The organism is Microcoleus sp. B3-D2, from assembly GCF_036705345.1.
GTDB lineage: Bacteria > Cyanobacteriota > Cyanobacteriia > Cyanobacteriales > Microcoleaceae > Microcoleus.
Genome location: NZ_JAUBUG010000006.1, coordinates 57521 through 81656, shown reverse-complemented (window position 1 = coordinate 81656; position 24136 = coordinate 57521). Strand labels below are relative to the sequence as shown.

General features: G+C 48.0%; 19 protein-coding genes. 11 read left to right on the top strand and 8 right to left on the bottom strand.

Annotation, left to right across the window (positions count from 1 at the left end; translation table 11 throughout):
* Window positions 1-421 precede the first annotated feature (421 nt).
* The gene (locus QUB14_RS03870) at window positions 422-862 is read left to right on the top strand and encodes a pentapeptide repeat-containing protein (protein WP_333215353.1); all 441 of its coding nucleotides are present in this window, start codon (window positions 422-424) and stop codon (window positions 860-862) included.
* Between the two features lie 152 nt (window positions 863-1014).
* Here the strand turns inward: QUB14_RS03870 and crtH are convergent, their stop codons facing one another.
* On the bottom strand, window positions 1015-2559 hold the full coding sequence (crtH, locus tag QUB14_RS03865) for a carotenoid isomerase (RefSeq protein WP_333215351.1): 1545 nt from the start codon (window positions 2557-2559) through the stop codon (window positions 1015-1017).
* Between the two features lie 487 nt (window positions 2560-3046).
* Between crtH and QUB14_RS03860 the strand changes: the two genes are divergently transcribed.
* The 4 genes from QUB14_RS03860 to QUB14_RS03845 all read left to right on the top strand — a co-directional run bounded on the left by QUB14_RS03860 (window position 3047) and on the right by QUB14_RS03845 (window position 4970).
* Window positions 3047-3238, top strand: a complete 192-nt coding sequence (locus QUB14_RS03860; protein ID WP_333215349.1) for a hypothetical protein — start codon at window positions 3047-3049, stop codon at window positions 3236-3238.
* A gap of 35 nt (window positions 3239-3273) precedes the next feature.
* A complete protein-coding gene (gene upp, locus QUB14_RS03855; protein WP_006635025.1) occupies window positions 3274-3924 on the top strand; it encodes a uracil phosphoribosyltransferase in 651 nt (216 codons plus the stop codon).
* 225 nt (window positions 3925-4149) lie between these two features.
* On the top strand, window positions 4150-4617 hold the full coding sequence (locus QUB14_RS03850; protein WP_333215347.1) for a TMEM165/GDT1 family protein: 468 nt from the start codon (window positions 4150-4152) through the stop codon (window positions 4615-4617).
* Window positions 4618-4676: 59 nt separating this feature from the next.
* Window positions 4677-4970, top strand: coding sequence for a TMEM165/GDT1 family protein (locus QUB14_RS03845; RefSeq protein WP_333215345.1), 294 nt, complete (start codon window positions 4677-4679; stop codon window positions 4968-4970).
* A 571-nt stretch (window positions 4971-5541) separates the two neighbouring features.
* Here QUB14_RS03845 and QUB14_RS03840 read toward each other — a convergent pair.
* Window positions 5542-6048 (bottom strand): DUF4149 domain-containing protein, encoded by a 507-nt coding sequence (locus QUB14_RS03840; protein WP_190732542.1) that lies wholly within the window; start codon window positions 6046-6048, stop codon window positions 5542-5544.
* Between the two features lie 322 nt (window positions 6049-6370).
* Between QUB14_RS03840 and QUB14_RS03835 the strand changes: the two genes are divergently transcribed.
* A complete protein-coding gene (locus QUB14_RS03835; protein WP_333215342.1) occupies window positions 6371-7627 on the top strand; it encodes an MFS transporter in 1257 nt (418 codons plus the stop codon).
* A gap of 301 nt (window positions 7628-7928) precedes the next feature.
* On the opposite strand, the gene hisIE is transcribed toward QUB14_RS03835, so the two are convergent.
* On the bottom strand, window positions 7929-8579 hold the full coding sequence (hisIE, locus tag QUB14_RS03830; protein ID WP_333215340.1) for a bifunctional phosphoribosyl-AMP cyclohydrolase/phosphoribosyl-ATP diphosphatase HisIE: 651 nt from the start codon (window positions 8577-8579) through the stop codon (window positions 7929-7931).
* Between the two features lie 356 nt (window positions 8580-8935).
* Here hisIE and hemL point away from each other — a divergent pair, with 356 nt between their 5' ends.
* The gene (hemL, locus tag QUB14_RS03825; RefSeq protein ID WP_333215338.1) at window positions 8936-10234 is read left to right on the top strand and encodes a glutamate-1-semialdehyde 2,1-aminomutase; all 1299 of its coding nucleotides are present in this window, start codon (window positions 8936-8938) and stop codon (window positions 10232-10234) included.
* A 237-nt stretch (window positions 10235-10471) separates the two neighbouring features.
* On the opposite strand, the gene QUB14_RS03820 is transcribed toward hemL, so the two are convergent.
* Together QUB14_RS03820 and QUB14_RS03815 are read right to left on the bottom strand one after the other, a co-directional pair.
* Complete coding sequence (locus tag QUB14_RS03820) at window positions 10472-10873, bottom strand: biopolymer transporter ExbD (RefSeq protein ID WP_333215336.1); 402 nt, start codon at window positions 10871-10873, stop codon at window positions 10472-10474.
* Entirely contained in the window at window positions 10857-11516 is a 660-nt protein-coding gene (locus QUB14_RS03815; protein ID WP_190658048.1) for a MotA/TolQ/ExbB proton channel family protein, read from the bottom strand. The genes QUB14_RS03820 and QUB14_RS03815 overlap by 17 nt, the downstream gene beginning before the upstream one ends.
* Window positions 11517-12285: 769 nt before the next feature.
* Here QUB14_RS03815 and QUB14_RS03810 point away from each other — a divergent pair.
* From QUB14_RS03810 to QUB14_RS03800, 3 genes are all read left to right on the top strand, one after another.
* On the top strand, window positions 12286-13848 hold the full coding sequence (locus QUB14_RS03810; RefSeq protein WP_333215332.1) for a TonB family protein: 1563 nt from the start codon (window positions 12286-12288) through the stop codon (window positions 13846-13848).
* A 102-nt stretch (window positions 13849-13950) separates the two neighbouring features.
* Window positions 13951-15024, top strand: coding sequence for a hypothetical protein (locus QUB14_RS03805; RefSeq protein ID WP_333215330.1), 1074 nt, complete (start codon window positions 13951-13953; stop codon window positions 15022-15024).
* A gap of 415 nt (window positions 15025-15439) precedes the next feature.
* Window positions 15440-17479, top strand: a complete 2040-nt coding sequence (locus QUB14_RS03800; protein WP_333215329.1) for an acylase — start codon at window positions 15440-15442, stop codon at window positions 17477-17479.
* A 242-nt stretch (window positions 17480-17721) separates the two neighbouring features.
* Here the strand turns inward: QUB14_RS03800 and QUB14_RS03795 are convergent, their stop codons facing one another.
* From QUB14_RS03795 to QUB14_RS03785, 3 genes are all read right to left on the bottom strand, one after another.
* The gene (locus tag QUB14_RS03795) at window positions 17722-18984 is read right to left on the bottom strand and encodes an MFS transporter (RefSeq protein WP_333215327.1); all 1263 of its coding nucleotides are present in this window, start codon (window positions 18982-18984) and stop codon (window positions 17722-17724) included.
* 90 nt (window positions 18985-19074) lie between these two features.
* A complete protein-coding gene (locus tag QUB14_RS03790; protein ID WP_333215325.1) occupies window positions 19075-20256 on the bottom strand; it encodes a PepSY-associated TM helix domain-containing protein in 1182 nt (393 codons plus the stop codon).
* Between the two features lie 264 nt (window positions 20257-20520).
* Window positions 20521-23352, bottom strand: coding sequence for a TonB-dependent receptor domain-containing protein (locus QUB14_RS03785; RefSeq protein WP_333215323.1), 2832 nt, complete (start codon window positions 23350-23352; stop codon window positions 20521-20523).
* A 5-nt stretch (window positions 23353-23357) separates the two neighbouring features.
* Between QUB14_RS03785 and QUB14_RS03780 the strand changes: the two genes are divergently transcribed.
* Window positions 23358-23654 carry a hypothetical protein gene (locus QUB14_RS03780; RefSeq protein WP_333215321.1) on the top strand — a complete coding sequence of 99 codons (297 nt, stop codon included), beginning with the start codon at window positions 23358-23360 and terminating at the stop codon, window positions 23652-23654.
* Window positions 23655-24136: the final 482 nt, after the last annotated feature.

Here is a 24136-nt window from a genome sequence, read left to right as displayed (position 1 = left end):
CAGTGACTGCTTTTCCTCTACCTATAAAGGTATAAGCTTATCTTTATTTTAAATTAATTTTTCAGTCTCGTGACACTTTTATTAAAAACAAAGTATTTTATGTAAACTTTTTGCGATAGGATCATCCCTAAAATCATCCCTCGTATTGCGAATCATCTCCATCTTCAGAAAGACGCATCTGTTGCCTATCCTAGGTAACCTAGAAAAGGTTACTACAAAAAGGCACTGTATTAAGTTCGGCAGTGTTAAGTTTTGCGAAATTATGTTTTGCGAGCTTGTCGAGACCATCTATGCGTTGTTGAGGGGAATCGATATCACAGCCCATCTGTGAATTAGATCGCAGCTTCCGAAAACAACCGTGGTAAGATTGTAGATATCAAGACAAGAACTTGAATACAGAGTCAGGTGAGGAAAAGGGATTATGAAACGCAATCTATTAGCCGCTACTTTTTTAATTACTCCCCTACTGTTGGCCGGTCCGGCTCGCGCTGAAAATCCCGCTCACGTCACACAGTTATTGTCAACGGGGCAATGTTTTAAGTGCGACTTGTCAGGAGCAGATTTAACGGGAGCTCATTTAATTGGTGCTGATTTGAGAGAAGCAAATTTACGAGGAGCAAACCTATCTAGTGCCAACCTCGAAGGTGCTGACTTGACGGGTGCTAACTTGACGAGTGCTAACTTAACCCAAGTTTTCCTGACTAATGCCAGTTTAAATGACGCAGACCTCGATCGGGCAAATCTGACCGCCGCCATCATTAACACCGCTGACGTATCCGGCGCATCGATGGAAGATATGACGATCACAGATGCGAAAGTCTACAATACCCAAATCGGCGTCGGCGGCAGCTACGACCAGTAAACTCATTAAAAGAATGGAAAACACCAATTTTGAGGTTAAAAACCCGGCTTCTCTCCAGAAACCGGGTTTTTAGTCTTTTTGTAGGCTGCCCCGGAGACTCACATTTTATGTCGTATTTCAAGCGAACAATCTGACGCACCCTACTACTACCGCTAAAAACCCAAATCAACCGCAATTCGGTGCGCGCAAGCAAACCCAGAAAACGCCACCGCATTTAAACCCTGTCCGGGAAACGTACTGTCGCCCACACAATACAAACCAGGCATAGAAGTTCGATTAAACGGCATTCCCAGCAAACCCATTAGCTTCTGTCGTGGAATCGGCCCGTAAGTTCCGTCTTCGCGCCCCAAAAAGCGACGGTGAGAGCGCGCCGTCCCAACTTCCATATAATCCAAACCGGCATCTAAACCGGGAAAAATCTTTTCTAATCTTTCAATAATTCTCCCTCCCGCCTCTTCCTTTTTCTCCTCGTATTCATTCTGTGAAAGTCCTTCCCACTCTTCCATCCAACTCGAAGTAAAAGCGTGAACGATGTGATATCCTGCGGGAGCTAAATCCGGGTCGAGCACGGTCGGGATTGACACCAAAACAGTTCCTTCCGGCGCTTCCATTTTGTCCCAATCTTCTAACAAAATGTGGTGGCAGGCACTACCCGCAGGGATTGCGCTTGCTTCCACTCCCAAATGCAAACTCAAGAAACTGGGGGCTTTTTGATAGCGCTGCTGCCATTTCTTCTCGCTAGCGGGCATCTCTTCTGGGGGCAGCAACTTCTCGAAAGTATCCCATCGCGTGGCGTTAGAAACTATCCGCTTTGCCCGGTAAACTTCGCCGGTTGCTAGCTCGACTCCGACAGCGCGTCCCTTTTCTGTAATAATTTTTTTCGCCTTAGCTTTGTATTGAATTTTCCCGCCGCATTTTTCTAATCCTTCGACTAATTTTTGGGCGATTTGACCGACTCCGCCTTTGGGATAATTTATGCCGCCGTAATGTCTGTCGGAAAATACCATGCCGGCATTAATCATCGGCGTCAAGTCGGCAGGTACTACAGACCAGTAGTAGCATTCCATGTCGATAAATTTGAGCAAAGTAGGGTCTTTTATGTAGCGCCGCGCAATGTCGCCAGTATTTTGAGGTAGATATTTTACTAATCCCAAACAGGCTAAAGGATTCTGAAAAAAGACCCGGACGAGATATCCGGGTTCTTCTAGAGATAGCAATTCCATCCCGTTGAGGCAGTTGAAGACGCTCCAGCATTCGCCGTAAAATTTGTGGATTCCTTCGCGTTCGTGAGGGAACCTGTCTGTTAATTCTTGCAAGTATTTGTCATAAGCCTGGGGCACTTCCAGTTCCAAGCCGCTGGGTAAGTGATAGTGAAGCTGTACGGGGTCGGGAATCGTTTCTAAGGTGACGTTGACTGCTTTGAGGGCGCGGGTGAGGAGGTTGGTGGTGCCACGCTGTCCGAAACCAAAAATCATGGAGGCGCCGACATCGAATCTGTAGCCTTCTCGATCGAAATATCCAGCGCTACCCCCCGGAATTGTATAGCTTTCTAGCACTAAAACTTTGGCTTTCTTAGCGGCTAGCTGGGTGGCTGTCACGAGTCCACCAATGCCGGAACCGATGACAATTACATCAAACTCTTGCTCTGTTGGGCGGGAGTTGGGAGAAAATAACTGGGATTGGGTAGGAGCTGACATTGGGTTAAAAATCTTAATATTTCTATGATTTTACAGTCGATCGCTCCCCAAGCAAGAAGTTCGGCAAGAGATTATGTAGCGGATGTAACGGATGTCAGGAAGACCGAAGTTCGGCAATGCCCAATGCCCAATATCCAATCCCCAATGCCCGATGCCCGATGCCCGATGCCCCTGCTTCCCAAAAAAATGCGGGAACAGTCTACCATTGCCGACTGCCCCCGTCTGCCGATCCTTTGAGAGGAGAACACTAAAAATCACTATAGCCTTGTTGCTAATTAATGTCAATACTATTGGAAAAATATTTCAATAAGCTGATGAAGGTCGATCGGCGAATGGGTTCTAACTTACATCTGGCACAATTCTCGCTTAACAGGCTTTCGGGCCTGTTCTACAAAGAGTGAGTTTTCTTGTGGGGAGTAGGGGTTGGGCAGGAGAGCCGGCCCGTGAACGGCTTATTAACAATGGTGCAAGATGTCAGTTCTAACCGATGGCTGGTGCTTGTTGCAATAGTCCGGCAGTCCGGCGGAGGTTTGAACCCGTGACGGCAATCTTAAAAATAGTGCAAGATGTCGATTCTCAATCTCTGGCTTGTATGCGCCCTCAAGGATGTGATAAGTTGCACAGAGCGATCGATCGCCCGTTGGGGAAGCCCTCGAAGAGGATCGAGCGCACCGCATAAAATTTCTCAAACCTAGCACTCTCCCCAATTTTCTAATGTCTCTGCAACTGCGCGTTTACGTTCCCCCGCATCCGTTAATTAAACACTGGCTGGCTGTCGCCCGCGACGCCGCCACTCCCTCGGTACTTTTTCGTTCTGCGATGACAGAATTGGGAAGGTGGCTGGCTTACGAGGCGATTCGAGAATGGCTGCCGACAGTGGAAACCACAGTGCAGACCCCTGTGGGCGAATGTCCGGCGACTTTTATCAACCCGGAAGCTCCGTTAGTTGTGGTACCGATTTTGCGGGCGGGTTTGGCACTGCTCGAAGGAATTCAGACGGTTGTACCGCTGGCTTCGGTTTACCACCTCGGCATGGCAAGAAATGAGGAGACGCTGCAACCGACTTGTTATTTGAACAAATTACCGGCGCAGTTTAACCCGGAAACGCGGGTGATAATTAGCGAGCCGATGCTGGCGACTGGCGGCACGATTATAGCGACAATGCAGGAATTGACGAAGCGGGGAATTGACCCGAGCTTGATTCGGATTATCTCTGTGGTGGCTGCTCCTCCGGCTTTGAAGAGGCTGAGTGCAGAGTACCCGAGTTTGATGATTTACACGGCAACGATCGACGAAATAGTCAACGAACAAGGCTTTATTGTACCTGGTTTGGGAGATGCGGGCGATCGAACTTACGGCACATGAACAAGTCAGTCAGTCAATTTTAGATTTTAGATTTTAGATTTTAGATTGACTCGACAGATAAATCTGGAGGCTTGTATCCCTTTGTGGGTGCGGTGAGTGGTTCCAGGAATCAGTTGCTGAAAGCTTGGGGGAAAAAGATGACCCTGGTTTGGTAAAAGCAGGCACAGAGAGAGTTAGAATCAAAAGTACAAGTCAAAAATAAATAGCTTTTAGCACTCATTGCCCGTGAAACTTGATTCTGTTCCGCCAAGCTTGTCTGCTTCTGACTCAGTAAACCTCAATTATGATTTGCCACAACAGGTACAACTACAAATAAAAGAGGTTACTGATATTTGTGCTGCTTTAACCCCGGAGCCCGCTGAACTCTCAGGGACTGTAAATCCCGATATTTGTCAGGAACAAAAGAAACTGAAGTCGAAGCACTGGGCAGTTTTTGCTTCGACTTTTGCAACTATTTTTTTAGCTGAAATAGGAGACAAAACTCAGCTTGCGATTTTGCTAATGACGGCTGAATCTCGAAATCCTTGGATCGTGTTTGCGGGTGCGGGTTCGGCTTTGATAGCAACCAGTTTGCTGGGGGTGTTGCTGGGAAGGTGGCTGGCTAGTCGGATTGCTCCGAGAACTTTGGAGAGAGCAGCCGGAGTGATTTTGCTGGGGATTTCGGCGATTCTACTGTGGGAAGTGCTGGGTTAATTGTCTGCCTGTCGGTAAGTCGTAGATTTCTACAATAGCTAACTAAGAACTAAAAAAACATGGACTGGCAACTTTTGGGAATCAGTTTTATTACAGTGTTTTTGTCAGAATTGGGAGACAAAAGTCAATTAGCTGTTATCGCCCTGGGCAGTAGTTGTAACTCGCCGCGGGCTGTATTTTTCGGTACGGCGTCGGCGCTGCTGCTGGCGAGTTTAATCGGCGTGGCGATCGGCTTCAGCACTGCAGAGGTGTTGCCGGAACGACTGGTAAAGGGGCTCGCAGCGATCGGATTTGCGGTGATGGGCTTGCGCCTGCTGTGGCCAAAAACAGATTTACCGGAAGCATCCGAGTAGGGCGTGCCGTCGGTCGATTTTAGATTTTAGATTTTAGATTTTAGATTTTAGATTTACTCCACAGATGAATCTGGGAGTTTGAACAAGAGTCTAAAATTTTGAGTTCTCCACAACAGGAGTCGTTGGCAAGTATCCGTTTTTGGGCGGGTCAGGAAACTTGACAGTATAGTTATATCAAATCTGTTAGCATCGGAATGATTCCTATCTCTCTTCTCGACCTCTGCGTGAATTAGCGTCAATCCATTGTCATCTGCGGTTAATACATTCTCTTTTTTTAACCGCCGATGAGGAGAGGTTTACACAGATTAACGCAGATGAATTCTATCAATTCCGGTTGCACCGTCAGTGATTTTTGACTGTTGACTGGATTTTACGCCTGACGATGCTAACAGATTTCATATTATTGGATAAATGTTTGATTGATAGGGAAACCGCAGATGCAACGCAGGTGCATTTCAAGCCTAGTTTACGATCGCGTTAAAATTTAAAAAATTAGCGGGGGGCGTGAATTCACGCCCCCCGCTGCTGCTTGAGTTTTTTTTCTGCACTCAACATCTCAGCATTGTGTCGATTAAACTTGGTTTTGGTAGCACCAGCCCAGCAGCGTACCGGCGACACCCAACTTCAGCGCTTCCAATGCAAAATAGCCTTGGTGCAGTAGATTCATCCCGGCGGGCACTTCTGCTGTTTCACCGAACAGATTTAGCTGGATTCCTAGGGCGCTCATTTGGGGTGTCAGGCCGTAGGTGTCAATCAGGGCGATCGCCAGAAGTACCAATGATAATAAAATTGCTGTGCGGCTGCGCTTGCCGAAGTCACCGACTAAATTGCTCAAAACCATCAAACCCGTTGCCACCAGGCCCGAACAGATTAACTCAACCCGGTTGAATCCCCAGAACATTAAATTCCCAGCCGTTGTAAACTCGGGAGATGTCATCATGCCAGATACGTAGAGACTGGGCATAATGACTAGATCCAAAATCAGGCTAACGCTGAGCCAAAAAATTAGGGCCACCATGACAATTGCTTGCCAGCGCGGTTTGATTGATTCCACTCTTGATGTTGTAATAGCTGTCATATAATTCGACCCTCTAAAATTTTATTCTGCCTTTTCTAGAGTTTAACTAACTTTTTTCTAAAATTCTGTTAAGTATTTTTAAATTAATGGTAACTTTTGTGTAACATACCCTGAAGAATTGTTAAGCTCACTTATGTTTGTCATCACTTCGGTTAACTAATACTAATTCGGAAAAAGTACGGAATAAATTAATAATTACTCACAGGACTTATGCACTGCGGCCAAAGACATCTGTTGTTGACCCTGATTAAACACCGTAACGTATTTTTTTTATAAAAAACCCGGTTTCTGCGTCCAGAAATAACTCCTAATTCAACTGTATATGCCTAAATTTCAATTATCCTCTTGGTTGCCCCGTCTCCCCCCTCAAGTCTGGATTCTTGCTGCAGGCAGATTCCTCTCCCAAAGTGGCACCGGTTTTACTTTATTTTACGCGCCGATATTTTTTGTCGATCGCGTGGGTTTATCTGCTACTGCTGTTGGGATTGGTTTGGGTAGCGGTTCAGTTTCGGGAATTTTGGGCCGCGTTTTGGGCGGTTCTTTTTGCGATTCAAAATTTTGGGGAAGGCGGCGAACTTTATTGCTGGCGGCAGTTATTTGTGCTGTGGCTTCTTTTGTACTGGCGGCGACTAATGATTTCGTTGGCTTAATTGCGGGCAATTTACTGATGGGTTTTGGGGTGGGTTTGTATTGGCCTCCAACCGAGACGATGGTGGCGGATTTAACGGAGGGCGAACAGCGACAGGAGGCTTTTGCTTTGACGCGACTTGCTGATAATTTGGGTTTGCAAGTTGGGATTATTTTGGGCGGTTTGTTGATTGAGTTAACGGGGAATTATCGATCGCTCTTTATTATTGATGGTATCTCGTTTTTAGTGCTGTTTGCGGTGGTGGCGATCGCGATCGCCGAAACCTACAAACCAGCTAATCCAGGGGATAGAGGCAAAAAAAATCGGGAAAATGGCTGGATGGTGGCGCTGAGCGATCGCAGTCTTCTAGTTTATGCTTTAGTAAATACTCTGTTCACATTATATATTTCCCAAATCCAAACCACAATGCCGCTGTACTTTAGCAAGTTTGTCGCGGTGGGGACGGAAAAAGGTTTTTCAACAGGTACAATTACCGTTTTGTTTGCTTTTAGTACGTTTTTAACTGTGGCTTTGCAACTGCCAGTTGTTAAAGCTTTGAGGCCATTTTCCCATCCAAAAGCTTTGATGATTTCTGCGCTGCTGTGGGGAATGGGATTTATTGCGATCGGCTTGACGGGAATGGCTGCAACTGGCAATCTATTGTTAGCTGTTTTAGGCTTGAGTTTTTTGTCGGTTGCGACTGTTGCTTATACGCCTTTTGCTTCTGCTTTGGTGGTGGATTTAGCGCCAGAGTCTTTACGCGGCGTGTATTTGGCGGTTAATTCTCAGTGTTGGGCGATCGGCTATTTAATCGGGCCGCCGCTGGGCGGTTTGGCTTTGGATAGAGGTAAATGGGCGGCGGATAATTTTTGGTTGGGTTTGGCTTTGAGTGTCGGCGCGGCTATTTTTATTTTGCAAAAGCTCGATCGAATGTTGAAAAGTAGAATCTAATCTAGCCTTTCTCAGTAACATGAGGTGCACGCTTGATATAGGGCATAGGGCATAGGGCATAGGGCATACCTCACTTTATTGAAAACTGCTATATTCAGTTGTTCGTTTAGGACTAAGACCAAAAAAACCCGGTTTCTGCGTCAATATCTCTCGGTTCGATACCACGATTTTTCCGAGAAACCGGGTTTGTGACCCCGCGTGCGTCCAAGACTGTAGTTGTTAGGATTAACAGTCAACAGTCAACAGTCAACAGTCAACAGTCAACAGTCAACAGTCAACAGTTAACCGTCAACTAACTAATTTATTTTCGTCGATCGCCCAATTTGCGGTAAACTTCTCTCAAATCAACTTGATGGTGAGCCAAAGCAACCAAAGCGTGATAAAATAAATCGGCAACTTCCCCAGCAATCCCCTCTTTGTCGTCATCTTTGCAAGCCATCACAACTTCCGCCGACTCTTCGCCAATTTTCTTGAGAATTTTGTTGTCGCCTCCCTCGAATAACTTGCAAGTATAAGAACTTTCGTTAGGATTGTCGCGGCGATCGCAAATTACCGCAAATAATTGAGATAACATATCCCCTGGTGGCGGTGAAATTTCCCCATCAACTTGGTGAAAACAACTTCTTTCTCCCGTGTGACAAGCAATATCTCCGACTTGTTCGACAGTCACCAGCAAAGCATCGCTATCGCAGTCGTAACGCAGCCCTTTGACATTTTGAATGTGTCCCGAAGTCGCGCCTTTTGGCCACAATTCGCAACGAGAACGACTCCAGAACCAAGTTTGCCCGGTAGAGAGCGTTTTTTGCAGCGACTCCCGATTCATCCAGGCCATCATTAACACCGTACCGTCCAAATAATCTTGGACGATCGCAGGTACTAAACCGCGATCGTCGTAACGAATCTTTTCAATTGGGATCGATCGGCTCAAACTTGATAAATCAGTAGTAGACATAATTTTATTTCAACTTGGTAATATAGATTAACGCTTTCCTGTCGGAGATTGTTTTTTTATTAACCGCAGAGAACGCAGAGGACGCAGAGGAAGAGAAGAGAGAAGATTGGGCAAGGGATGGCTAAATTGTCAAGAACTATTTTACAAAAAATTACATTTAAGGGCGATTCCCTACGGGATAGCTTCGCTTCACGGTGCTAGTGCGACAAAGCCTAAAAAACCCAAGCTAGTATTGCTACTCATTGGTTTGTACCCTAAAATCTACTAGAATAGTTTCCTTGAATCGACCTAACCTTTATGTTGAACTGGCTATAAAATTATTCTACCAACAACAGACGTTCACTAAGGAGAAAACATTGGTTTCCACAACCTTGAAAACGACCAAATCAGAAGAAATTTTCGCCGCTGCCCAGAAGTTGATGCCAGGTGGCGTCAGTTCGCCCGTGCGCGCTTTCAAATCCGTAGGCGGACAGCCCATCGTCTTTGACAGGGTAAAAGGAGCCTACATTTGGGATGTTGACGAAAACCAATACATTGACTATGTAGGCACTTGGGGCCCAGCCATCTGCGGCCACGCCCACCCGGAAGTCATCAAAGCTCTGCACGAATCTTTAGAAAAAGGTACGAGTTTCGGCGCGCCATCACTGTTGGAAAACGTACTGGCCGAAATGGTCATCGATGCCGTTCCCAGCATTGAAATGGTGCGATTTGTCAACTCTGGCACCGAAGCCTGTATGGCCGTTTTGCGGCTGATGCGAGCTTTCACCGGACGCGATAAACTGATTAAATTTGAAGGCTGCTATCACGGACACGCCGATATGTTCTTGGTAAAAGCCGGTTCCGGCGTTGCAACTCTGGGCCTTCCCGACTCTCCGGGCGTCCCGAAATCCACTACTGCCAATACCCTCAACGCTCCCTACAATGACTTAGAAGCAGTCAAAGCTTTATTTGCCGCAAATCCCGGCGAAATAGCAGGCGTAATTCTCGAACCAGTGGTGGGGAATGCCGGTTTTATTACGCCGGATGCAGGTTTTCTCGAAGGTTTGCGGGAAATTACTAAAGATAACGGTGCTTTGTTAGTTTTTGATGAAGTAATGACCGGTTTCCGCATCGCCTACGGCGGAGCTCAGGAAAGATTCGGTGTCACCCCGGATTTGACTACCTTGGGTAAAGTTATCGGTGGCGGTTTGCCGGTGGGAGCTTACGGGGGAAGGCGGGATATTATGGGGATGGTGGCTCCTGCTGGGCCGATGTATCAAGCGGGTACGCTTTCGGGAAATCCTTTGGCGATGACTGCTGGGATTAAGACTTTGGAATTGCTGCAAAAACCCGGCACTTACGAACAGTTGGATAAGATTACCAAAAAACTGTCTGACGGATTGCTAAAAATTGCTAAGGAAGCCGGACACGCGGTTTGGGGCGGGCAAATTAGCGGGATGTTTGGCTTGTTTTTTGCGGCTGGCCCGGTTCACAATTACGAGGATGCGAAGAAGTCGGATTTGACGAAGTTCAGCCGCTTTCACCGGGGAATGTTGGAGCACGGAATTTATCTTGCTCCTTCGCAGTTTGAGGCGGGATTTACTTCTTTGGCTCATACTGAGGAAGATATCGATCGAACTTTGGCAGCAGCGCGTGAAGTGATGGCAAGTATTTAACGTGTGCAGTAAGGATGTTCGTCCTTAAAACTCAGGAATAAATAATTAAAGTCCTTGCTGTTTGTTGGCAGTAAGGACTTTAATTTTTAACTGCTTTATCAAATAAAGTCCTGAATCGTAGAGACTCTTCTGGACTACCTTTTAATCAGGCTTACAGGCTTTTTTTAGTAAATTTTCACCGGGTAATTCCTGTTTAATGGTGTGAGGGAATTACAAATTAGTAATTATAGGAACTCTCTACTTTACCGTAGCAATCCCTAACTTAGCTCCCTTAATTCGGCGTAATCGATCCATAACTTCCACAACATTTCCGTGATTGACGCTTTTATCGGCATTCAGCACAATTAAGGCGCTCGGATTTGACCCCATTACTTGTCGCACCGTACTCTCAATCTGCTCTAAGTTGACTGACTTTTTATCAACCATGAATTTTCCCTGAGCATCAAGCGTGACAGTAATTTTAGCAGGCGAGTCCTGAACTTGAGAGGTTGATGCTTTCGGTAAATTTACTGGTAGACCCTCGGATTTGGATAAAGACAAAGAGGAAACAATGAAAAACGTCAATATGGCGAAGGTTACATCAATCAGTGGCACGATGTTGATCTGGGGAATACTATCAGGTTCATCGGGTAGGCGCATAGTTAGATTCTCTTGGTAGTTTTTCGTAGTGGTGACGGTACAATAGCTCTAGCTGGCCTCCGGCTTCCTGCATAAAAGCTATCTGCTGTAAGTAAAACCCACGAAACATATTAGCAAATACGAGCGTAAAGATTGCCACCACTAACCCCATTGCCGTAGAAACGAGGGCTTCGCTAATCCCCCCGGTAACGCCCGCGGCATTGGTGCCTGCAGCATCTCCCAGTTTGAGGGAGTCAAAGGTGGTAATTAAGCCCAAAACTGTTCCGAGCAACCCAAATAGCGGGGAGAGGGTGATAATGGTGTCAAATATTGTATTGAATCGCTTCAAAACGGGGATTTCTGCCTGAGCTGCACTCTCTAAGACCAAACGAAATTCTTCGATGTTGGGCGACTCTAATTCTAATGCTTCCAAAAAAATTCTGGCTAACGGCAAATCAGCGTTTACTTGTAACTTTTTGATGGCGGAATCCGGGTTTTGACTGTAAAGTCTTAGCACTTCCCGCACCACCCGCCGCTGTCGCCGATTCACTTTAAACCAAAAGACAAGACGCTCTAAAATCAGTGCGACTGCTGCGATTGACGAGGCAAGCAGCGGCCAAGAAACAATGCCCCCAGCGCGAAAAATGTAAATGAAATTATCCATTAGTTTGTATTCTCGTTAGCTGTGTTGAGTGATCGCAAGCTGCCTAATGGTGCAATTAGCCCGATCGAAGGCTGGTAGAGTTTCTGCGTCAAGTCGGCACAATTGATTCAGGCTGCGAATTGTTTCACTCAAGCGCGATCGCGATCGCGATCGCACAAACGCACTACCTGTATGTGACTATCTTCGTCTGTACCCAAAATGCTCCTAATGTGATCACGACCGAGATCGCGACAGATTGTTCTGCCAGTGCTTCTTTGCTAAATATTTGCGTTAGGACTTGACAATAATCTTCAATAATTTTAAAGATTCTCAACTAGGTTTCCACAAAGTTCAGGGTTTGTCAAGTCATGATCCACCTTTTTAAATAAATATTACCTATCAAGTGGAAAAGTAAAATTAACTTTACTTATTAAAGTATTTTTATGAAAAGCTTGAGAATGTGGAAATTTGTTGGTATATTACGGGCTAGAGTATTGCAGTTAAGGCATTTTTGAACCTTGCCCTACCAGAATCAGAACATTGACAGAGCCCATAAGAGCAAGGTAGACGCCCCCAAAGGAAATGCTGATTGGTAGCGTCTAGTCACTATCTCAAAATTAAATAATGAAAATTAATTGCAAGAGTCTTGAACAGGGTGACAGTCTTCTTATAGGATGGGTAGGTTCATAATTGATAGCAAGCTCAACAGGCTGTTGGTAGCTTGTTTCGGGTTATGTGGGGGAGCCAGCGAGGACGTTGCCAACCCATCCATCAAGGAGATTGATAAGGCATGAGTTTTTCAAATATTTCGGCGACGCAAAGAGAACAACAAGAAGAAGCTCTCAAAAAAGTTCTGGCGATCAGCCTATTAGCCTCAAGCTTACTGCACGGTGTCGCGCTGCCGTTGAGCCTCAACTTGGTCAAATCTGCTGAATTTGCAGAGGAACCCATTGAAGTTGTTGTGCTTGATGAGCCCAAAGTAGAGGAAACCCAGCCAGAGCCGACTATTCCAGAAAAGGTATCTCCCCCACCTGAGACGTTCAAACCAGAACCGCCAGCAGAGCCAACTCCCCCAGAGGAGTCACCCGTAGCCGCAACGCCACCGCCGATTCCAGAGGAGTCACCCGTAGCCGCAACGCCCCCGCCGATTCCAGAGGAGCCACCCGTAGCGGTAACGCCCCCGCCGATTCCAGAGGAGCCACCCGTAGCGGCAACGCCGCCGCCGATTCCAGAGGAGCCACCCGTAGCGGCAACGCCCCCGCCGATTCCCAAGGAGCCACCGGTAGCGGCAACACCCCCGCCAGAGATTAAGAAAGAGCCGCCCTTAGCGGAAACTCCGCCACCAACTCCTGTGGAACCTTCCCCCCCACCTAAAGAAGATTTCAATTCCCCCGAAACTCCTAAAAGCCCGATCGCCAAGGAACCGGAAACCCCCTCGCCCGATCCTCCAAAAAGCGAAACACCCGTTACCGACTCCCGCCCCAAGGGCCCTAGGAGTCTTCCAGACTTTACAAAAGATGCTGGAAATCCCAACTCCTCAGACAGCCCTGAAAAAAATAACCCCCTCTCCTCATCTGCTTCGGCGGGTAACGGGGAGCCTTCCTCAGAGCCATTAAATCCTTCTTCCGGGCCCATACAGCGATCGCCCGGGGCTGGGTCGCCAGTCACAGCTACTAGGCCAGGAGGCGGCGGCAATTCTGGAAATGCGATCGGAGGTTTAGGAAACATTGCCTCTGGTGGCCCCGGAGGCGGAAGCCCTGGAGGTGGAAGCCCTGGAGGAAGTGCGTCGAACTCATCATCTGGCGCCAGCGAAAATGGCGACCTACCTTCCTCAGAGCCATTTGGGGATGGTTCGGGGCGATTGGGAAGATCGGCGACGGCGGGCTTACCAGGTTCTGGAGGCGGAGGCCCTGGAGGCGGAGGCCCTGGAGGCGGAGGCTCTGGAAGCGGAGGCCCTGGAGGCGGAGGCCCTGGAGGCGGAGGCTCTGGAGGCGGAGGTCGTGGAGGCGGAGGCTCTGGAAGCGGTTCCGGGCCAGTGCCAAAACCGACAAATCCAGGAAGAGGGGGGAGTCCTTCGCGCGCTCCCGGCACGCCTCGGGGCACTTGCATTAGTGGCTGCGGTAAACCTAACTATCCGAGCGCAGCCAGAGAAGAAGGGCGCCAAGGCCAAGTGGAACTCATTTGTGACATTGACCCCAACGGTAAGACAGTCAACATCAAGATCTTGACTCCTAGCAAATACAACGATTTGAATCGCGCAGCGATGAAAACAGTAGAAGAAAGGAAATATGCCCCATCAGAGAGTGGCCTTCAAGGAGAAAGAATAGTCATTATCTTCCAGCTCACTGACTAGGGATTTTTTTGAAACTCTAGCAATTTGGCTGGGAATTCTATAGCACTGTCCAAGGAATAGCAAAGTTAAAAGTTGAATTTTTTGTGAATTATGAATTTGGGAATGTCGTCACCAATATTAAGTAAACTTCAGCGAGTTGGACTCGTTCTATTACTTGGTTCCAACTTGGGAATTGCTTTGTTATTTGCCCACCCTCGCAGCGCAATGGCAGGAGTAATTACTTTGCCCGATGGCGGACGTTGCGAGGGAGAATTGAGTGAGGGAAAACTCAGCGGTTCCGGCAGTTGTCAATATGCCAACGGCGATCGCTACGAAGGCCAATTTCTCAACGGCAAACCTCACGGTAAAGGCATTTATACCTTTAAAGAAGAAGGTCGATACCAAGGAGAATTTGCCTTGGGTGAATTCAACGGTCAAGGTGTCCGCGAATTTCCTAACGGCAACCGCTACGAAGGTACTTTTAAAGACGGTGAGTTCGATGGTACAGGCACTTTTACCTCAACTAACGGCATTCGTTACGAAGGCTCTTTTACAAATAGTTCTCCCAGCGGTCGAGGGGCTTTTACCTTCAGTAATGGCACTCGTTGCGAAGGAGATATTAAAGAAGGAAAAGTTAACGGCAAAGGCGTCTGTCAATATGCTAATAAGAACCGCTACGAAGGAGAGTTGCTGAATAACTTGCCTCACGGACAGGGAATTTATACCTTTGCTGAAGGAGGTCGTTATGAGGGGCAATTTAGTGAAGGGCAGTTTCACGGTAAAGGGGTTCGCGAATATCCGAACGGCAACCGCTATGAAGGAGAGTTTGTGAAGGGCAACACTCAAGGTCAGGGGTTGTTTACTTTTAAAGAAGGGGGACGTTATCAAGGGCCGTTTGACAATGGAGAATTTAGTGGTGAAGGTGTCCGCGAGTTCGCCAATGGAGATAGCTATAAAGGCACTTTTGTCAAGGGTAAGATGAGCGGGAAAGGAGTTTACGTTTTTAAGAATGGCGATCGCTGCGAAGGCGAATTTAGCGAGGGTCAGTTCAACGGCAAAGGTACCTGCATTTACGCCAATGGCGATCGCTATCAAGGTGAATTCCTCAAGGGACAAAAACACGGTCAAGGTTCGTACATCTATGCAGACGGAACGAAGGTAGAGGGAAATTGGCAACAGGGACAGCTTCAAAAATAAGCTTATAACCTATCTCCCCCTACTTGTTTCCTCCCCTCCTCACCAATGACATTAATGTGCTTTAGGGCCGGCACACCGGCGTTTTATAGCGCTTTTTAAGTTGGTAAGCGTAGGGGAGGGCTTTTAATTTCACATTTGATTGACATAGAGTGTTTTTTCGGATTTTCTGGAGTTCTCAAAGAGGTGTTATTTTTTAACCGCAGATGGACGCAAATAGACGTAAATAGGTTAGCTTTTTGGGCATCGGATTTGGTAGAAATTTCTCTCTTGTTCTTCATAAAAGGGCTTTAAATCCTCGGCGTTTTGTTCGTGCAGCTTGTTGAAAAGGCTGCAAGGTCTCAGTTCAACCCTAGCAAATTAATTTCCCGTGTTTCTACAACTAAAAAAACAATGGCGAAAGATTGTCTCGTTATTGATGAGTTTTATTTTAGTTTTGCTCCTCAATAATTGGGCTCAAGCCGCCCCTCAAACCGGCACTCAAATTCTTTGGGATACCTATGGAATTCCACACATTTACGGAGAGAATAGTAAAAGCCTTTTCTACGCTTTCGGGTGGGCGCAGATGCAAAGTCACGGTAATCTGATTTTGCGTCTTTACGGGCAAGCTCGCGGGCAAGCTGCCGAATTTTGGGGCGAAGATTATCTGGAATCCGATCGCTGGGTGCAAACTATGGAAATTCCTAATCGCGCAAATGCGTGGTATGAATCACAAACTCCCATTTTTCGCAACTATATCGATGCTTTTGTTGGCGGAATGAATGCCTATGCAAAAGAACACCCAGAGGGGCTTACCGCTGAATTAAAGGTAGCATTGCCCCTCAAGCCGGTAGATGTATTGGCACACGCGCAACGCGTCATCAATTTTACTTTTGTAGTCGATCCAGAGCGCCTTGAAGATATCGCTGAAAATGATACCCCCAAAGGCTCTAATGGTTGGGCGATCGCTCCTTCGCGCTCTGAAAGCGGCAATGCCATGCTATTGGCAAATCCTCACCTTCCTTGGTCGGATTTATATTTATGGTACGAAGCGCAACTGATTGCCCCAGAAATTAACGCTTACGGAGCGACTCTCGTCGGATTTCCTGTATTAACGATCGCCTTTAATGACAATTTGGGATGGACTCATACTGTCAACACTCACGATGGCTGGGATGCCTATGAATTGCCCCTCGCTAACGATGGCTATCGCTTCGATGGCGAAGTCCGAAAATTTGACAGAGAAGAGAAGGTTTTAAAAGTCAAAGAAAAGAATGGAAATTTGCGATCGGAATCTCTAGTCGTGCGGCGTTCTGTTCACGGGCCGATTGTCACAGAAAAACAGGGCAAAGCGATTGCCCTGCGCGTTGTCGGGCTCGATAAACCAGCAGCGCTTCAGCAGTGGTGGGATATGGCACGAGCCAAGAATTTTTCTGAATTTGAAGCCGCTTTAAAGCGCTTGGAAATTCCCATGTTTACCGTCATGTATGCCGATCGTGAGGGGCATATCATGCACTTGTTTAACGGTCAAGTCCCCATACGCAAAAACGGAGATTTTAAATACTGGTCAGGCACGATCGCAGGCAATACGTCAGAGACTTTGTGGAGCAAAAATCATCCCTATGCGGATTTGCCGCGCGTTGTCGATCCGCCCAGCGGTTGGTTGCAAAATACCAACGATCCGCCTTGGACAACGACGTTTCCCAGCGCGATCGCACCCGATAATTATCCGGCCTACATGGCACCGCGCAGCCGGATGGACTTGCGATCGCAGCGATCGGCAAAAATGCTCTTAGAAGATGAAAAAATCTCTTTCGATGAATTGATGCAATACAAACATTCCACTCAGGTAGAACTCGCCGATCGCCTCCTCGATGATTTAATTCCCGTCGCACGGCAAGGCAGTGAAAAAGCGCGCCGCGCGGCGGAAGTTCTCGCCACTTGGGATCGCAAAGTCGATGCTAACAGTCGCGGTGCGGTGCTGTTTGCCTTTTGGAAACAAGCGATGGATGCCGATCGGTTATTCGCTAAACCTTGGAGCGAAGATGCGCCGCTAACGACGCCAGACGGGTTGGCAAATCCTGCGGAGGCGGTGCGGGTGCTGGAAGCGACAGCAACCAAAGTTGAGGTAACTTATGGCGCGTTAGATGTGGCATGGGGCGAAGTCTTCCGATTGCCTGGGGAGGCGAATCTGCCTGCAAATGGAGCGGACGGTGCTTTGGGTGTATTTCGCTCTGTATGGTTCGCTCCTGGGAAGGACGATCGCTTTCAAGCGGTTGCAGGCGATTCTTTTGTGGCTGCGATTGAGTTCTCCAATCCGGTGAAAGCGATGGCGCTAAACAGTTACGGCAACGCCACTCAACCTGGTTCGCCCCACGCCGGCGATCAGTTGCAGCTATTTGCTCGCAAGGAGTTGCGCCCTGTATGGCGATCGCGATCGGAAATTGAAGCTCACCTGAGTTCGCGGCAAAAACTATAGCAGAAGGAAGTTCGGCAACGGATTATGTAACGGATGTAACGGATGTAACGGATGTAATATCAATTCCGGTTGCACCGTCCGTGATTGTTGACTGTTGACTGTTGACTGTTGACTGTTGACTCGGGGTGGAAAAACTGAATGGTTGAGTGTTAACTGTTGACTCGATTTTATGATTACGATGCAACCGGAAACGATATAACGGATGTCAGGAAGAAGGAAGAAGACCTATTTCCGTTTCCCCTTTAGCCATCGCGCAGCAGTCGGCAAGCATACCCACCGACTGCAACGAGGAATAAGCCTAGCGCGGAGATAGCGTATAACAAAGCCATGCCAGCACCGGCACCTGTCCCCAGAATTCCGCCAAAAATAGCTGCTAAAAAACCTCCCGGTTGCATGGCGGGTTCAAAGACGCGATCGGCAAGTGGCCCTGCGATCAATAAACCGATCGCTGACGCCAATTGCACGATAACTGCTCTGGTAGCAAAAACACGTCCCTGTACTTCTGGTGCGACTTTCGCCAGCCAGATTGCCTCGTTGGAACTGCCGAGGATGGGGAAATTGAAAGACGAACAAAATTGAGCGGGAATCCAGATGGAAAGCGCCTGACCGAAAGCAAAGACTATTTTACTCAAGCCCGCGCCTGCCATGCCGAACAGAAAGCCCCGGATTCGGCGCTTGGGGCCGCCCCAAATACTGACGATTGATGCTCCTAAAACGCCACCTGCGCCGGCGGCTGAAAGGATAGTACCGAGGATTCTGGCATTATTGCCGGTGCGTGCCAGAATCATCGGTGAGTAGAGGGCCGCGCCGATGTCGTGAGCGAACCAGAATAGCGAAAAGGACACCAGCAAGGCAAGTAGGCTGGGACGCTGGACGATGTAGCGGAATCCGAAGCTGAGTTCTTGCAACAGGTGGGGGCGAGTCGGCTGGGGATTGGAGGCGATCGCGGGCTGGGGTATTTTGACACATACTAGCGTGGTGATCGCGATTGTAAAAGTTGCCAGGTCGATCGTAAAAATCCCGCTCAACCCAATCGCAGAATAGAGAATCCCCGCCAGCGTCGGAGCAATAATACTCGCGCCGTATTTTGCCAAAAAACTTAAACTGCTCGCGCGGCTGTAATGCTTTTCTGGCATCATTGTGGCGATCGCTGCGGAGTAAGCTAACTGCTGAAGTTGGTCAAAAATTCCGTTAATCGCAGCCGCTACATATATATGCCATATTTGCAGGTTTTGGCTGATATAAAGTAATAGGATAGTGAGCGTTAACAAAGCTGAAACCGCATCACCGATCCCCATCAAAAATTTTCGATTCCAGCGATCGACGAGAATGCCAGCAACCGGAGCAAGCAAGATGCGCGGCAATTGAGTAAAAAACATCAACAAAGCCAAAGCCGTCACTTGACTGGTGGACTCCCAAATCCAAATAGTCAGCGCAAACGCGGACATAGCGCTGCCAATCATCGAAGCAGTTTGTCCGAGCCAGAGTTGAATAAATTTTTGCATTAAAGAAGCGATTGATAGGATTTAAAATTCAGAGAATCGGGGTTTTTAGGCAGGAGAATGACACGCGCATCCAACCGCACACCGCTCTCATTAAAACCAAGGCCATTGCTGGCTCAGTGGAGATAATTCTTCATATTGCTGTCTCGCCTCCTTGCGGTAAAATTTCGCCAAATGCCGCTGTCGCCACATTAGTACGCCCGTAACAAATAGTACAATCGCTGCTAATCCTGCGATCGCGTGTGCCACCCGCAAGTAAATTCCGCCATAGCTGCCAATATGTAGCGGATAAAGCGAGTTGAGAATTCGATTTGCTACCGAAGCTGAATTTACACTGTCAGCCTGCAATATTTTGCCACTGTATTGGTCGAGATAAATGGTGCTAATCCCGTTTGGGTGCGGCTCATTGGGAAATTTTTTCCGTACCTTAAAAATTGCTTCAGGCTTCAAAGGCAGAGAAATAAAAGTGGTTTTAGCTTCCGGCCAAACGGTATTAACTTGGTGTAATATTTCGTCAAGGTTTTGCCTCAAACTGCTAGACTGGGGATGAGAAGTCAAGGCGGGCTGTGGCTTTTCATTCGTTAGCCAATACAGCGTCGATTGAACCGGCGCGTAAAAAATTATCGCTGTCCCTGTAGCGGAGATGAGTATGAGAAAAGCGACCGATACAATGCCAGAAACGTTATGTAAATCAAATACAGTCCGCTGCCAGTGAGCTTTCCAATTAATAGAAAATCCGCGAGCCAAATTGCGCCAACCAGTCCACAATACCAAACCCGTAAAAGTTAGTCCTAGCATTACTAGACCGCAAATACCGACAACAAGATGACCGAATTCTCCTCCCGCTAATTCCGCGTGTAACGTAAAAATAAAACCTGTAAAAGTTTCTTTCCCAAGGCGCCTACCCGTAATTTTTCCGCTGTAAGGATTGACATAAACGCTAACTATTTCCTCACTCTTTGACAGCATTGAAACTTGGCAAACATCCTCCGCTGATCGTGGCAGCAAGATACTAAGAGCTTGATTTTGGGGATAAGCTTTTTCGACAATGTGCAGGACATTTTCCAGCGGTATCCGTTCGGTTTGAGGAATTACTTGCAGGAGTTGGGGATTGAAGAACCGCTCGATTTCGGGGCCGAAAATTAGCAAGCTGCCCGTTAAAGCAATTACTGCTAGAAATATTCCTACCACCAACCCCAAATACAAGTGCAGTTTGAATGCGAGTTTGCGGAACTTCATCTCTAAATTTTTCTCAAAGCCGTTAACTGTTCTCATTAAGGTAAAACCGATAGTCCGACAGGGAATGAATTCCCTGTCTCAAAGCTAAAGTCCTCGCTATGAGGACTGAGAAAAACACTTTTCAACTCATTAGTCCTATGCAAGAGGACTTTAGCTATTAGACAGGGGTGTTAACCCCTGGCGGACTAGCGGGTGGGCGCGAGGACTAGCGGACTAACAGCTTAAATTGACACCAATGGGTTCTTGGAGTGTCCCTACGGGGATATTGAATCTACCTCATAAACCTGCAATCTGCTGTAATTACCAGTTAAGGCGGTAATTAACACTGAGAGTTAAACCTCTGCCTGCATAATTAGCGCTGTCCAATTCAAATCCAGCGGAGTATTGCGAGATCACGGGAAAATATTGATTATTCAATAAATTCTCGACTTTGACTTCTAGCAGCCCAGAGCCAATTTTAACCGCGCTGATGTAATCCAGTGTGAGATAGCTGCTAATCGGGCCGCCATCCGAGCCGTCTTTGAATGCCCGATCGCGATTTCCAGAATATAATAACTGTAACCGATTGTTCCATCCCGGCAAAGTTTCGTTTTGAACATAAGCTGTTAGCTTGAGTGGTGGAATTCGGCTGCTATCGAGGGCGAGGTAACTGTTTTCGTCCTCATATTCGCCTTGAATATAAGTAGCAGTCCCGCCCAGCGACCATGCTTGTCCAGGTTGCCAATCCACAGTTCCTTCTAAGCCGTAAATGCGTTCTGGGGAGCGCTGTAGTTCCAGGCGGCCTGTGTTGCCAACTGGTGTAAAACGGACTCCTAGATCGGAGGTATTGTAAAAAGCGGCAAGCGACATTTGCACGGATTGCCACCCTCCTCGAATGCCAATTTCGTAGCTGTTGACTTTTTGGGGTTGAGTTACTTCTAACGAAGATTCAATTCCGACAAAAGTCTCGGGGGGTTGGCGGAGGATGCGGCCGAAATCTGGAACTGAGAAACCTTGAGAAAAGTTGCCAAATATGTTGAAGTTGTCAGTAATTTTATAGACAGCCCCTGTATTAAATAGGGTGGCGTTAAATTTGCGATCGCCTCCTTCGATCTGGCGCTCATTAAAAGTGGTATAATCATTGACGTTTAACCCGAGGCGTTCGTGACGTATCCCACCACTTAGAATGACGATATCGTCAATATTCCATTCCATTTGACCGAAAAAGCCAAGGCTGTTGAAAGTGTAAGGAGGGACGAAAGGACGCTCGGAGATTTTCCGGTAAACCCGGCCGCCACTTGCGTCAAATCTCTCCGGGTCGTACAGGTCGAAACGCTGTCTGCTATCTTCAGTAACATAGTCAGATCCCCAAGTTAATCGAAGATTTTCGGCACGCGATAAAGGAGTGTTGATCGCAAGCCTTCCTCCTATTTGTTCGGTGTTGGTGCGCGAACGAGTAACGCCGACAAACGGCCCAAAGAAATCGGACGTGCGGTAATCTGAAGGAACACCTACATTGGAATGCGTTCGATAGTAAATTTGACTTTGAAGGCTGCTGCCAAAAAGGTTTTGGTTGGTGTAACTTAAGTTGAGCTGTGTATTCCTATTTCCCGGTGTTTCCCCGGCGATATCCAAATTTCCGGTTCGGATGGCGCGGGCTTTTTGCCGTCCTTCCTGTTCGTCAACACTCAAGTCTGGAATTACATTGGGATCTTGAGTTTCCCGATAGTGATTGACAGTTAGTTGCAGCCGCTGTTGGGTGTCCAAATCTACCCCGACTTTGCCCATCACGTTGAAGAGGGTGCTGCTATCTCCGCCGAGTTCAAAAAAGGGAATGCGATCGCCTTTGGCATCGTAAAAAGCTCCACTTCTGGCGAGCGACACAGTGCCGGTCAGATCGAAATTACCCGTTCGGCCAGAAATTGTCTGCTGAGCGTTAAAGCCTAAAGCATCTCTTGTGTTTGTTAAAGCGCTACTGACGCCCACTTCAGTTACAGCAGTTAGCCTTTCCTCAGTTGGCCGACGAGTAATAATATTAACCACGCCACCTGTAGCCTGAGCGCCGTAGATTGCGGTAGACCCCCGCACTACTTCAATGCGTTCGATCGCACTGGGATCGATGTTTCTAAAATCCCTGACAAAAGATTGAAGATTGGTCGTTTGCGGCACGCCGTCAATCAGAACGGAAACGTTGCGACCCCGCAAAGTTTGACCATAAGTGCTCGTAGTTTGAGTCGGCGGCGCGAAACCGGGAACCTGATTTGCCAGAGCTTCCCCGATATTTCTCGATGCCCCTGTGTCCCGCTGAAGTTCTTCTGAGTCTATCACCGTTATAGAGCGCGGCACGTTTGTCACTCTTTCTGAGGTTCGTGTTGCAGTGACGACAATTTCAACCGGGTCTCTCCCCGCCTGTGGCGTTCCGGGTGGCTGTGTCGGTGTTCCTGGTGGCTGCGCTGTCGGCGGCAAGGGTTCTCCGGGTGTCCCTGGTGGCTGTGCTGTAGGCGGCAAGGGTTCTCCGGGCGTTCCTGGCGGCTGTGCTGTAGGCGGCAAGGGTTCTCCGGGCGTTCCTGGCGGCTGCGCTGTAGGCGGTAAGGGTTCTCCGGGCGTTCCTGGCGGCTGGGCGGTCGGTGGCAAGGGTTCTGCGGGTATCTCTACCTGCTGCCCTGTCGGTGGCAAGGGTTCTCCGGGTGTCCCCGGCCGCTGTGTTGTAGGAGCCGATGCAGGCGGGCGAGCAGTCATCTGCGAGGTGGGTTGTAAGCTGAGAATCAGACCCGCAGCATTAGGAATCACCCGTGCCACTGGTTGACCCCTCTCGCCAATGACTCTGATTCGGATGCTGTTGTTATCTAAAGGAGTAACGGTGACAGAAGCAATTCCGGCAGCCGGTTTGTCTTGACGAAACTCATTTCCCCCCGGTAGTCGCAGTTGAGCGGTGATGGCATCAACTTGTAAAGTTTCGCCAAAGGTGGTGGTGAAGACTTGCAGGGGTCTTCCATCTTCAGTGTCTAGGATAATTTCAATGCCTTCTGATGTGGGGTTGAGGCGAACGCCCGTCACCTGCGCGATGTTGGAAGCGCACGCCGACTGAGCGACTACCGCCGACACGACTCCTGCCAGCCCAAGGCTACTTAATAATTTCTGCGATCTGTTCATTAGTCTTGAATCAACAATTGATAGAACTTCGGATATGTGGTTTGCGTTGCTTGCACAACATGATTTGTGGCAGCGTTGCTGCTCTTGTGGGCAGGAGTGAAACTGACCTGCGGAAGATACGACCTAGTTGTCGGGCGCACATCGATCCGATTCTCCCGTCGCTAGCAGCCTTTGTCTGGCAGGAAGCGTGTGAGGGCGAAAGCCTCTGTCCGGTGGCGCTCTGGACGATCGCCCACGGTGGGCATTTTCCTCGGTTAAAGGAAGTAGTCGCTGGACGCTTAATGAGAAAGTGCCTTAATTAGATAACACAGCACTTACATCTGTCAAGAGTTAACTAATGAAAACTAATTGCATTTTAATATAGGGGGTCAGACCCCTCTACTTAGTTGTGCACCACTTGCCTATTATGGTTGCGGTAAGGGCTAGACAAACTATCGCCTAAAATGCTATGGCAAGAGTTAGAAAAGATTGTCACATAGGAAATGAGAGGAGTCAACAAATTTACTAAACGACTCTTGACAATAAATATCATCTAGCCTACTATGCTTAAAGTCGATAGCCGTAAAGCCCCTGAAGCTGATATCGAAGCTGGCTCGGACTGAAATCGCCCCGGAGCCATTGCCGAACAGCGCGATCGACAAAAAAACGTGAAAACAAGCGCTCATACCCGGATTGAAGACTAAAACGCGCTGATGGGAGACTCGTAACGCCCGACAACTGTTCACAGAAAGTCTATGTGGAAAGAATTTGGCCCAACTGGTTGGCGTACTGCAAACAAGATTTA